Origin of the sequence: Geobacter metallireducens GS-15, from assembly GCF_000012925.1 — a bacterium.
Classification (GTDB): Bacteria; Desulfobacterota; Desulfuromonadia; order Geobacterales; family Geobacteraceae; genus Geobacter; species Geobacter metallireducens.
In genome coordinates this window covers 1693910-1706067 of record NC_007517.1, presented here as the reverse complement: position 1 = coordinate 1706067, position 12158 = coordinate 1693910, and the positions used below count along the sequence as shown (strand labels likewise).

General features: G+C 53.5%; 8 protein-coding genes. All 8 read right to left on the bottom strand.

Translation table 11 applies throughout. The annotated features are described in order from the left end of the window. Positions 1-5 precede the first annotated feature (5 nt). Complete coding sequence (locus GMET_RS07580) at positions 6-1643, bottom strand: glycosyltransferase family 4 protein (RefSeq protein WP_004511562.1); 1638 nt, start codon at positions 1641-1643, stop codon at positions 6-8. A 3-nt stretch (positions 1644-1646) separates the two neighbouring features. Further along, positions 1647-2795 (bottom strand): non-hydrolyzing UDP-N-acetylglucosamine 2-epimerase, encoded by a 1149-nt coding sequence (gene wecB, locus GMET_RS07575; RefSeq protein WP_004511563.1) that lies wholly within the window; start codon positions 2793-2795, stop codon positions 1647-1649. A gap of 78 nt (positions 2796-2873) precedes the next feature. Next, positions 2874-4454, bottom strand: a complete 1581-nt coding sequence (gene xrtD, locus GMET_RS07570; protein WP_004511564.1) for a VPLPA-CTERM-specific exosortase XrtD — start codon at positions 4452-4454, stop codon at positions 2874-2876. Between the two features lie 120 nt (positions 4455-4574). Then, entirely contained in the window at positions 4575-5837 is a 1263-nt protein-coding gene (locus GMET_RS07565; protein WP_004511565.1) for a glycosyltransferase family 4 protein, read from the bottom strand. A 153-nt stretch (positions 5838-5990) separates the two neighbouring features. Continuing rightward, positions 5991-7532: a heparinase II/III family protein gene (locus GMET_RS07560; protein ID WP_187148471.1), complete on the bottom strand. Its 1542-nt coding sequence runs from the start codon at positions 7530-7532 to the stop codon at positions 5991-5993. Between the two features lie 155 nt (positions 7533-7687). Then, the gene (locus GMET_RS07555; RefSeq protein WP_238378992.1) at positions 7688-9817 is read right to left on the bottom strand and encodes a glycoside hydrolase domain-containing protein; all 2130 of its coding nucleotides are present in this window, start codon (positions 9815-9817) and stop codon (positions 7688-7690) included. Between the two features lie 100 nt (positions 9818-9917). Next, entirely contained in the window at positions 9918-11003 is a 1086-nt protein-coding gene (locus GMET_RS07550) for a glycosyltransferase family 4 protein (RefSeq protein ID WP_004511568.1), read from the bottom strand. A 26-nt stretch (positions 11004-11029) separates the two neighbouring features. Then, on the bottom strand, positions 11030-12145 hold the full coding sequence (locus GMET_RS07545; protein ID WP_004511569.1) for a glycosyltransferase: 1116 nt from the start codon (positions 12143-12145) through the stop codon (positions 11030-11032). Positions 12146-12158: the final 13 nt, after the last annotated feature.

Genomic DNA, 12158 nt, shown 5'->3' with positions numbered 1-12158 from the left:
TTGTATTACCTCCAGTTGATCGTTACCAGAGCAACGAGAGCTGCGGCTGTCCACCCGGAGAGCCGTCCGTACTTGCCCCGCAACTCGGCCATGAGCACTTCAAATCCGAAATAGAGAATGATGATTTTTGCCGCCATGAGCCCGAGCCGGTAGGGTTGCAGAGACTGGACCGGAAGGCCCGTAACCGCCACGGCGAGCATAATGACAAGCAGATCGAGGGGAGTGCTTCGAAACCCCTCGCTGCGACGCGAAAACTTCGAGATGACCGGGATAAGAAGCGCCAGAATGCCGAACATCACTCCATAGAGCCGCTCTCCCATGCTCCCGAACCGTGAACCGGCGCCGGTGTCGCCGTAATAGACCACAAAGGGAACAAGGATATAGATGATTACCCGTATGGCGCCGCCGCTCCACGCCGGCCGGAAAATGCGGACAAGGGCCAGCAGAAGGAGTAAAGCGGGCGCCGCAACGGATACATATTCGGGAACGCGCACTGGGCGCAGGCAGGAGACAAGGAGTAGTGCCGGCACACCCAACTCGAAACACCTGAAGGCCAGGCGGATAACGCCACCTTCCCCCTTGACCCGCCTGAGCCCCCCCACAATCACCACATCAAGGATGTCAAACCGTCGTATTGTGAAGCCCGTCCGGCGGGCATAGGCGAAAGAACCCGCGACAACCACCGAGAACCCCAGATACCCCGCAAGAATGATCACATCCGACTGAAAGCGCAGCATCACCGCCGCCAGCACGAGCAGGGCCTGGACCACGTAAATGACCAGCACCGACTCGGGATGCCGCAGCCCCATCTGCATGAGGCTGTGATGGATATGGTTTCTGTCGGCCGAGAAGATCGATCGCCCTTGGGAGGCCCTGATGGCCATGACCGTCAGCGTATCGAGGACCGGCAGCCCCAGGAGCAGGAGCGGCAGGAGCGGACTCAGGGAATCACTCTCCTGGGTGAGCCCCAGCGCCAGAGTCACCGCTGAAAAACCGAGAAACTGGCTCCCCGCGTCTCCCATGAAAATGGAGGCGGGGTGGGTGTTGAAGCGAAGAAACCCAAAAATGACCCCGGCCATGGCCAGGGCCACAAGCCCGATGGAGACGTTGCCGTCCAGAAAAGCCAGGTAACCGATTGCACAAAAAATAAGGAGGCAGATGCCGCCGGCGAGCCCGTCGAGCCCGTCGGCCATATTCACCGCGTTGGTGACGCCAACGATGGCGAGAATGGTGAGGGGGATAGCGATAAGTTCGGGAAGCGCTGTGCTCTCGGGGAGGAGTGTCCCGAGGCTGTCGATCTTTACCCCACCCATAAAGAGGGCCACCGCTGCCGCGGCGAACTGACCGCTGAATTTCACGCGGGGTGACAGCTCATACAGGTCATCGACGAGCCCGGTGGCAACAAGGATCGAAGCGCCGATGAGATAGGCCCGTACGAAGCCGTCGGCAAAGTTCCAGACCATAATCGGAACAAAGGCGCCCAGAGCCATGGCCACGCCGCCGATCCGTGGAATGGGCCGCAGGTGCACCTTGCGCTCATTGGGCATGTCGACGGCGTGAAAGCGCACCGCCAGGGCGCTCACCACGGGGATGAGCATTACCGTCAGCAGCATCGCTAGTATCAGGGTCGCAAGGGGGAGCATCAATCAGCTTCCCACGCACTCCATAAGCTCATGGCAGGCCTCAGACAAGTCAGGCACCTTCCCGTATTTACGGCCAATGACATCCCAGATCCGTTCCGCAGCCTTGCCGTCCCAGAAGGGGGGAACCTTCCCCCGCTTGCCCCTTCCCTCCGCCGCATCGAAAACGCGGGTAAGAATCCGATCCGGGTCGGTCCCGGCCAGGACGTTGGTCCCCATTTCCACGGTAATGGGACGCTCGGTGTTCTCCCTGATAGTGACGCAGGGGACCCCCAGGGCTGTGGTTTCCTCCTGGAGGCCGCCGCTGTCGGTCATGACCACCCGGGCATCCTTCCAGAAATAGAGGGACTCACTGAAACTCAGGGGTGGAAGACAGGTGACACCCTTGTGGAGCTGGATGCCAAAGCTCTCCATCATCTTGCGGGTCCGCGGGTGAACGGGGAAGATAATCGGTATCCGGGCCGCAATCTCGTTCACGGCAAAGGCGATGCCGCGGAAGGTCTCCTCGTCATCAACATTAGAGGGGCGATGAAGGGTCATGAACACGTACTCTCCCGCCTTCTGCTTCAATTCCCGCAGTTCGGGCGCCACAGCCCCGTTCAGGTGAACCTGAACCATCTGGTGAAGGAGATTGTCGACCATGACGTGTCCCACCAGAAAGATCTGCTCCGGCGGTTTTCCTTCGTTAAAGAGGTTGCGGACAGCGCTCGTTTCGGTGACGAAGTAGAGGTCGGCGATGGAGTCGGTCACCATCCGGTTGATCTCCTCGGGCATGGAGAGGTCGAAGCTGCGGAGCCCCGCCTCCACGTGGGCCACCCGGATACCAGCCTTCTTCGCCACAATGCTGCAGGCGAGGGTCGAATTCACATCCCCCACGACGATCACCAGATCAGGGAGTTCCTTTGCACACAGCTCCTCGAAAGTCACCATGACCCGGGCTGTCTGCTCGGCGTGGGAGCCGGAACCGGCATTGAGGAAGTAGTCGGGCTGGGGGAGTTGCAGGTCGTCGAAGAACGTCTGGGACATCTCGTAGTCATAGTGCTGCCCCGTGTGGACGATGCGGCAGGTCACCCCCTCACGGGTGAGGGATTCGCGATACAGCGGTGCGATCTTCATGAAATTTGGCCGGGCTCCGGCCACGAGAAAGACGTTCATGGGGGTACTCCTCGAAATCAGTTGGTGTAGGCCGGTTCTTCCGTGAGGAGTCCGGCAATGGTCAGGGACAATGGATTGCTAGGCCCCAGGAAGAAATCCATCGAGTACCGGCACAATCTGACGGGTGAATGCCTGGAGGCGCTCTTCGGCTACATCTACCCGCTCGTTGGGATAAACGGGAGTAATGATCCTCACTAGCGCCCCATCGGTCCGATGGCGGGTCAAGGCGTCCCAGAAGGCATAGATCTTCAGCTGCCAAGGAGAGGTTAGAATTCGTCCCCGCTGGGGAAACCAGTAATAGGTCAACTGCCTGACCTCTCCTTTCTGCATGAAGGCGCGGTTGACTGTCATACTCCGGCTGCCAGAAAGAGAAATCTGCGTGTTGCCCGACTCCTCGAAAACCCAGCCGCTACCCGGGAGGCAAGTAGCGGGCGAATGGATCGATTCACCTTTGCGCTGACTCTCATAGTAGGCGGTATAGAAATTGATTTCCCGGTCGGTGGGGTTGTGATAATTGACAATCACATAATCGGATAACGTAAGTTCATCAAGGAACTTCTGCTCCATGGCCTGTCGTGCTCCCCGCCACTCGCCCACCTCTTGGGGAAAGCTGGTGAAAGGGCGCTTGATTGGCATTTTTTCCCGGAACTCGACACCATGGGAAAGAGCAGCCGTGGCGAAAAGGAGTACCAAGGCAAGCACCGGTTGAAGAGGGAGGTGCCTTACACTACTCTCTGAGACGCTTGTCGCGGCAATCCCCGTCGAACGGTGTGATGCCGAACCGGCAGCGCTCTCCCCTTCGCCTGCCGGTCTGCCGGTTATCTTTCTCAGAAGCCACAGTTCGGCCAAGAGCATCCACAGGGTGCACATGAAGATAAACCACCCTGAAAAGTCGTGGAAGAACCCTTCCGCCACCTGCGCCCCCCATATGGGGTAAAGGATGCCGACAGAGGCGATCCGAAGTCCGTTGGTCACAATGGAAAGAGGAATAGTGGAGACGACCAGCAGAATCTTCTGCCAGAGAGCCCCCCGGTGAAAATGGGCCACTAGGCAACCGAGAACCACGAGGGGAAGGAGGTAGCGCAGACCGCTGCAGGCATCAACTACCTGGAGTTGAGTAAAGCCGACGTCAATCACATTCCCTTCCCGGAAGGCCGACATCCCCGCCAATTGCAGCGCAGTCACCCCCATCCGGGAAGAAATCAGCTTGAGGTTCATGGAAAGGTTGTTATAGATGAAATTCGGCGGTGGAAACATCGTAAGAAGGAATAAAACCGGAAAACCGATAATTCTCAGCTTTTGCCAGCCGAGGTGCGCCCAAAGAACCCCCACCACGATGAACCATGACGATATATAGAGTGTGAAATATTCACCTCCCAATTCGCCAAGCCAGAACAGCGCCAGACCGAGCACAAGAGGAAGTGCCCCCCACCACGAAACGCGTGATGGTAGCGCTGCGAGTTCTTGCCGCTTCTCCCATACCAGGTACAGGACTATAAAAGGAACAAAATAACAGTGATTGAAGTCATCCCGCTCCCACCATCTGAACATGACACGGTATGCAGGTGAAAAGATTATCGTCAGGAGCGTGCCGTAAAGGAACACCGCAACCAATGAGGCCGGTGTGGGGAAAATTGGATTAACTGCGCGCGTACGCATGATTTCCTTTCGATGAGGTTCTGAATTCGATCGATGCCTGCCGTCACTTCAAGATCGACAGAGTTGCAAAAGATGATCAACCTTCCTGAATCCGGGTCTTCTCTGCCACAGGCACCACATTCACGGCAACTCTTTTCCAATCACGCCAATGGTTGACGCCGGTAAAGGCACCATACTCGAGAGAGTTTCAAGGTAGCGGCGGGCGAGTACCTCACGATTGAAGACTGCCGAAACGAAGCGCCGTCCGTTTTGCCCCAGTTCGTCGGCAAGCTTCCCGTCGTCTCTCAGACGCCGAATCGCATCCGCCAGTTCCGCCGCGTTTTCGGGCTCAATGCAAAGGCCACAGCATCCCTCTTCGACAATTTCACGGCTTTCGCCTTCAACCCCGAGGATAATGGGACGCTCCATGGCCATCGCCTCGAATATTTTTGAAGGTATCACTGTCTTGAAGAGATCCGTTTTTTTCAGAAGCACCATGCAGGCATCCGAAGCGTTAATGATTTCCGGCATCCGCTCCTTTGGCTGTTGGGGGAGCATAAGCACGTTCGTAAGCCCTAATTCCGCCTTACGGGCAAGAAGCGGCTCCCTCTCTGCCCCATCTCCGACGAGCAGGAAAACAATATCCTCACAGCTCCGCATCGCCTCGGCAGTCTCGAAGATGGTATTGAGACCATGGGCCATGCCATGGGTGCCAACATAGGAGACAACAAACTTTCCTTCCAGTCCATGCTCTCTCCGGAAAGAATTCTCCCTCGGACCAGATGTGAAACGTTCAAGGTCCGCGCCGTTCTTGATGACGGAGATCCGGTCTCTCCCCACACCGCGGCCGGCAATATGCCGCTTGAAAGCGTCGGTCACGGCCACCACATGGTCGGCACGACGGTACATAAATGTTTCCAACCCTTCCAGCAGGTCGATCACAGTTCTATTGCGGATGGCACCGACGGCAATGATCGACTCGGGCCAGAGGTCCCGTATCTCCACAACCCACGGGGCACTCCTCGCCCGCGACACGAAATAACCGGCCAAACCACAGAAAAACTGGGGGGAAGTGGAGACCACCACGTCGATGTCCCGCACCAGACAGGAGAAGACGGTACTTGAAAGCATATACGAGAGATAATTGGCGATCCGCTTGGCAAAACCCTTGTTGGCGCTCAGGTAGGTCTTCACCCGCAGCACCCTGATCCCGTCAAGATCTTCCTGTTGACACCAGCGGTTCCGGTATCCCGGGTAGATTACGCCCTTCGGATGGTTCGGAGCGCAGGTAATGACGGTGACATGATGACCGTCCCGAACCCATCGCCGCGCGTTCTCGTAGGTGCGCGAGGCAGGAGCGTTCACCTCGGGGGGAAAATAGTGGGTAAGAAAGAGTATGTGCATGGCCTCGCTAACCTCATTTTCATGAAGGAGCTTACAGGGCGCATGCTAGCACCGCTCTTTGTAGACTGTGTTACACGGAAGTAAAAAGAGTATGGGTGGGAAACTTACTACGATAGCTCGACCGACAACTGCCGGTTCAGGTTACTGCGGGACTTACCGCAGCTCATCAGCTGAGCCGATAGTCATGACCCATCCGCAACGGGAGGGGAATCTCACGTTACGCAGACGGACCGAAAGGACTGAACAGGGGAGGCTGAGTCCAAACTCGGGGCAGTACCACCCCTCGTCACACCCGATCTCTTCCCCCCCCAGAGACGCCACTGTCAGGAGCAGCTCAGAACCGTTCCGGATAAAAGCTCGATTTTCATGAAACCCGACCGTGAGATCCGGATGAATATGAAGCCTCGATTCAACTTCATGCTCCCCTTCCCCATCGAGCAGATCCTCCACGACCAGTCTCTTCCCCTGCCAGACAACATTTCGATGGTGGACCGGCCTGCCGGAAAGTCGGTGGTAACCATCGTGGGCGCCGGTAAAGTGGAGGGCGCCATCATCGCGGAGCGTAATGCCTGGGCCCATGGGGCGGGCCCGCCGGGCGCACCGATGGGCGCTCCAGACATCCGACTGGTTCACCCCGTCCAGGGTGACGGTGTTGTGTCCGACGTTGCCCCGGTTATACCGGCGAATGTCACCATCGAGGTACTGACAGCAGCCCGAATCGACTATTACCCGTCTCCCCCTTAGCGACAGTTCGAAGCTCAGAGTGTCACAGTGGGCGTGCCCCGGCTGGTAGTCGGGCCCCACGGGCCCGCAGTCGATAATGAGACGATTCCCCTGCGCAGGGGCCATGACAAAATAGCCGGATTCAGGAAAAGCCCAATAAGCGCCAGTCTGCGCCGCAATCCGCTCACCGGTAAGACGTTCGTAGTAGGCTGCAAGCTCTGCCGGCCGGGTCTCGATGCCGAAGGCTGCATCATTGAAGAGGGCAATCTCCCCGTCGGGGTGACTCATACCGAGCAAAAATCTGACCATGGCACGAGTCACAAGTCTCAATCGTTCGGAAAAGATCCCCAGGTCGCGTCGGGAGTGATCCAGACAGAGGTTCAACAGATCGAGACAATCCTCAAGAATCATGGCGTGATACATGGGGCTGCGTTCAAAATGGCCGCCGTCGGCAAGAATTTGCTCTTCAATCTCTGAAGAAAGGATTTGCAGACCCTTTCCCAGCCACCTTTCGGCCACAGGCCCCACGAAGAAGAGTCCGGCAAAAAGGAGCGCTTTGCCATTCTTGAAATAGTGATTGCCCATCAGATGATATTCGACGGATTGTTCCAGCCAGAGGGTTTGATCGTAGAGGCTGTCCAGCCATTTATCAGCAATTGTAGTCCGCATATCGGAAGTGAGGAATAACTTGATCCAGTTCACAATGCGCAGCGACAACGGGAAAGGCTCCCACGCATCGGCCGTTCCGGGTGCATTGGAGGCGATCCATGAATCGAGCAGTGTCCGCATGCTTTCCCGAGACCGCCCCTCTTCCATAAGGCAATCAAAATAATGAAGATTATAGCGCCAGAGCTTGCCGACGGCGACAGGGTGCCAGTCGATGGCTTCGGGGGAAAAACTCAACTCCTCGTTCAGGAAGCGAAACGCAAATTCACTGCCGCAGTTCATTTTTCGAACAATTACCGGACTCATGAAAACACCGGACCGTCGGTTCACCGGGCCACGGCGACCAGGCAGCGAGGGCTGCCTGAGGCGGCGAACAACTCGAAAAGCCATCTGACGAAGCTTCAGGTGGCGAAGGGTATGAAAATAGCGGGACACTGATTCTGCTTTCACTACCGTATCCTTTATTGAGACAGTTCGTGCAAAATGATGCGGCGTGCCTCATCCGCCTTGCCGGTGTCAACAGGATTTGAAAGAACTCCTTTCGCCAGCGCCCTTGCCGCATCTTCCCCCTTGGACTTTGCATACATGGAGAGCAGTTCGTAATCCTCAACGCCCATACGCCAGGCCTCCCAGCGGCGACTCGAAACAATACCGCCGTTGGCCCCTTCATAGATCACTGCAAAGTCCGGACGGTCACCATCAAAATCATCCCAGGCACTCCCAGGGTTATCGCCTGAACCGATATCGGCATAATTCCAGAAACCGGCCCCTTTGAATCCCAGATAAAACGCTTTCCATGCCATGAGTCGATAGTAGGAATAGGGAGAAAGCGATTTCGTATTGTCGGCCGCGCCGTATATCCATATCTCTTTCTTTGAACGCCTTGCACCCTCCAACAGATCATCACGGTCGATTACCTGGGCTATATCCAGGTAAGGCAAGACCCTCAGGGCTTCCTTCCTCTCCAGAGTCCCGTAAAACTTTATCGACGGGATTTCCTTTCTGGCCCAGGAAGCGAATGCCACAAACCGATCGATATCCTTTCCGTGCACCTCGTCGAAAGGATAAAGATACAGTTGCTCCTCGGAGAATCCGGCTCGTGCGGCACTCTTGACCAGCGTACGATAGAGCTCTTTGAACCAATCCTTCCACTCGGAACTCAGGTACGCATAGTTATTGTTGGCAGTCAGCTTTTTGTTTTCATTGAAATTCAAAAAAAATAAAACCTTGGAAGCCCCGCTACTCAAACGGAGGTAATTTTCAATCCTGAGCAGATCACGAATTTTAGCCGGGGAATTAAAGGGAATATACCACGGGGGAATAACCGCGATATTGACATGATGTGCAAACAGGTCTTTCACCGCATCAGCCTTATGCTCTCTGATGGGCTTGAAATCGAGATAACCCCAGTTAATCGCATTGCAGGAGAATCTAGCGGGGAGAGCAGTGGTTGCTACATAAAGATTCAGGGGGACCGAACTGACATCTGCGCCTATAGCGACTTTCAGAGTGCTCTGCCATTTGCCGGGATATGCCCCATGTGCTGCCAGAAATATCATCCGTGATTCGCCGGGACGCAGTGTAAAACCGGAGTTCACTGGTACAAGCGGATCGGCAACAAATTCCATCGCAGCGCTTTTCACAAACGGCACATAATATACAGCCAGGCTGGGAGCCTCCTTCGCCATACTCTCCGGTCGAATGATTATCTTCTGAGGGGTTGCCGCCAGGTTCGTAAGCACAAAGGATGCATAATCATAGCCGCCCTGCGGCATCGTTAAAGCTATGCCGTTCGGAGGGTTGTCAAGGGGCGCGGAAATCGGTGACATCGGTGCCCAAGGGTTGACTGATTCCAAAAGGAATCGCCTTCCCGAAAATCGCGAACGGAGCGCGTCGCCACGCTGAGCAAAAATCGCAGTCTCGATTGACCCGGTTTCGTCGATACCGGAGAGGGCGTTTATGCTCTGCCTGATTGCGGATAATTGCATATCGGACCTAATGGAGTTGCCAGGCTCCCTGATTGCCGCGTCCAGGAGCCCGATCATAAATTCCTTTTCTATATCGAGCCGTTCCAGCTGGCTGCCAAAGCTCCGTACCGCCTCCATATCCATAGAGCCGACGATATTAGTTGGTCTGTTACCGGCAAAAACCTCGATCTCATCGCAGAAGGCGAAATTCCCTCTCGGGATAACCTCCAGCAGCAGATACCTTCCCTTTGTATTGATGCCTGACAGCTCGAACTTCTTGATCTTGTAATGGCCTGGCGTATTGTCCGGGCTTTTGACAATATCCCCCACATAGGAAAAATGATCCTTGTCAGTTCCGACGAATGCATACACATGGGCGGGGAAGTACACGCCCGCTCCCTGTCCGCGTGCGGTATTGAACGACAATCCGCCGATATCCGCTACTTTTCCGAGATCAATCAGTATTTCAATTCTTTTTGCACCCTGCCACCCCACTGTCGATTTCCGGGTCCAGAAATAGCCTGAGCTGTATTTGCCGTCCGTAAGGGAGGTCCTGTCATCCGGCCCTGCTGTCAGCTTGTAGTTTTGAATTGGAGTGACCGTGTATGCCTTGCCGATGGCCATGTTTGTAGCGGAGTACGTGGAAGGAACCAGGGCGGTAAACGAATATACGAATACCAAAAGAAGGAGGATCAGCTTGTGGACAATTGCGGCAGTCATGAAGTCAGGCAACGGTACATGTGCCAAGTAGCCGGGAGTAATACTGTTCTGCAGCCGATTTACTTAAGTGGGCCTTGAAATACTCGTAGCAGTTATCAGACATAGGTTTGAGCAACTCCCGATTTTCCAGTATGGTGCGGATTGCCTTCTCCAGTGCGGAAACATCGCGGGGCGGGATTTTAAAACCGGTAACCCCGTCCTCGACCAACATCTCCAGTGCTCCCGAGCTCGTAGAAATCATGGGCAACCCGGCACGCATGGCTTCGATTGCGGCATAGGGAAATGCTTCGTGATACGATGGAATGACCAACAAATCAGCTTCTCTATATGCCTGTTCCAGAGTCTCTCCCGACACATGCCCCAGAAACCGTAATGCACCATCAGAAATATATTTGCACATCGTAGAAAGTTCAGGATAAGCAGGGCCATCTCCCGCAACCGTCAACTCAACCTGTCCGTCGGCGCCATGCAGCCTGTTGAAAGCCTCCAGCGCTTCGAATATTCCCTTTTCTTTCACTAACCGCCCCACAAACAGGAGTTTAAGAGGAGCATTTTGGGACTTCAAGTGTCTTAGCCAGATGTCGTCTCCCTGGGCATAATTGGCAAACAGACCGACACTACAACCTTTGCATACAGGTACAAAACCCTCCTGCTGAATTTTGCTTAAAAAGTGATGCATTCGTACCTTGTGCATCAGTCGCAAACACAGAGTTGAAAGAAGTACCGACAGCCATGCGGGTAAGGACTGGAATCTGCCTCCATGATAAAATACATGTATTTTTGTATTGTCTGCATTCGGCAAAATCGCAAGAATCAGCAGCAACTTGATGATAGAGCCGGTATAGATGGAGGTGTTCACGAAAACATGAGTGAAGCGCCCCAACAATATTCTTTGCTTCAATCCTGTCAGTGAGCGGAATATTGAGACAATGCCAGTTTTATTGTTGGAATGGATGGAACCAGGATCGATGACTTCAGCATCCTTGAAACAGGCAAGTGTCTTCAACGTACTGATATGAGTGGCAACCCCTCCTTGATAGGGGCTGTCAGGAGACGGTCCGATTATGCATACCTTCTTATCTGGTTCCATTCCCATTCCATATTGGCGTCATCAAATCAGGCATTATATAATTGTAAGTACTTCTCAGCTGTCATCTCAATAGAATATAATTGTGAGAACTTTTTTCGAGCATTATGGGCAAGACTCGAAGCAAAAGAATTGTTTGATAAAACCTCGATAATCGCATTACCAAGACTTTTAGAGTCACCTTTCGAAACGAGCAGACCATCAAATCCGTGCTCAATAACGTCCGGAATACCACCGACAGATGTGCAGACGACCGGAGTACCGTACCCCATGGCTTCAAGGAGCGTTAAAGGCACCCCCTCCCAATCTGATGAGAGAACAAAAACATCTGAAGCAATCAACAACTCTGGAATATCTTTCCTTGGACCAAGGAGATGTAGGTTCTCTCTGGTTATATCTGGCAATTCAGATATTATTTTATCAATCTTATTTTTATAACTGCCGTTCAAATTATCTTCTCCGACTATCAACAAAGTATAATTTTCAGCATTTTTACATACTTTATTAAAAGATTCTATCAACAGTAACTGGTTCTTTTGTGTGCAAAGCCTGCCTATTGTTATAATTATTTTACTATTAAGCGGAAGTCCATAATGCTTTCTGATATCTTCTTTGCTTTTATTGATAATTTCGCTATTTGTTTTAATCCCGTTATTTACTATAACTGACTCTAAACAATACATATCCCTGACGCTGTCTTGTACTTCCTTGGACAAAGATACGGGTATCCAAGAAAAGAATTTAAAAGCAACTCTGTGTACGTTCTTCAAAAATCCGAATGTCTCATGAGTTGCTAAGTTGTGAACTGTATGAACCTTCAGGGAATAATTACCCAACACTCCTGCGAGAAGTGTATAGCGAAGCCCTGCCAAGTGAGTGTGAATTACATCCGGCTTGATGGCACGGAGGGTTTTAAGCATCCGTAATGGCGTAAACGGATCAAAGCCTTTTTTCTTCCCCAATGTTACGATTTGTGCGTCAGAAGCAAGAGCTTCGTCATATACAATAGATGGTATCGGGTCGTACAAGCTGATCAGTGTCACTTTATAATCAGGTCTTTGATTTTTAATTTCAGCGCAAAGTCTGACCGCCAACAACTCACCGCCACCCACATTGAAACTTGGTATAACCTGAACAATATTCATTGGCATTCCTCAA

Excerpts from the sequence above, each read along its gene's own strand:
- GMET_RS07580 (WP_004511562.1), bottom strand. The coding sequence starts at position 1,643 with ATGCTCCCCCTTGCGACCCTGATACTAGCGATGCTGCTGACGGTAATG.
- wecB (WP_004511563.1), bottom strand. The coding sequence starts at position 2,795 with ATGAACGTCTTTCTCGTGGCCGGAGCCCGGCCAAATTTCATGAAGATC.
- xrtD (WP_004511564.1), bottom strand. The coding sequence starts at position 4,454 with ATGCGTACGCGCGCAGTTAATCCAATTTTCCCCACACCGGCCTCATTG.
- GMET_RS07565 (WP_004511565.1), bottom strand. The coding sequence starts at position 5,837 with ATGCACATACTCTTTCTTACCCACTATTTTCCCCCCGAGGTGAACGCT.
- GMET_RS07560 (WP_187148471.1), bottom strand. The coding sequence starts at position 7,532 with ATGAGTCCGGTAATTGTTCGAAAAATGAACTGCGGCAGTGAATTTGCG.
- GMET_RS07555 (WP_238378992.1), bottom strand. The coding sequence starts at position 9,817 with ATGGCCATCGGCAAGGCATACACGGTCACTCCAATTCAAAACTACAAG.
- GMET_RS07550 (WP_004511568.1), bottom strand. The coding sequence starts at position 11,003 with ATGGAACCAGATAAGAAGGTATGCATAATCGGACCGTCTCCTGACAGC.
- GMET_RS07545 (WP_004511569.1), bottom strand. The coding sequence starts at position 12,145 with ATGAATATTGTTCAGGTTATACCAAGTTTCAATGTGGGTGGCGGTGAG.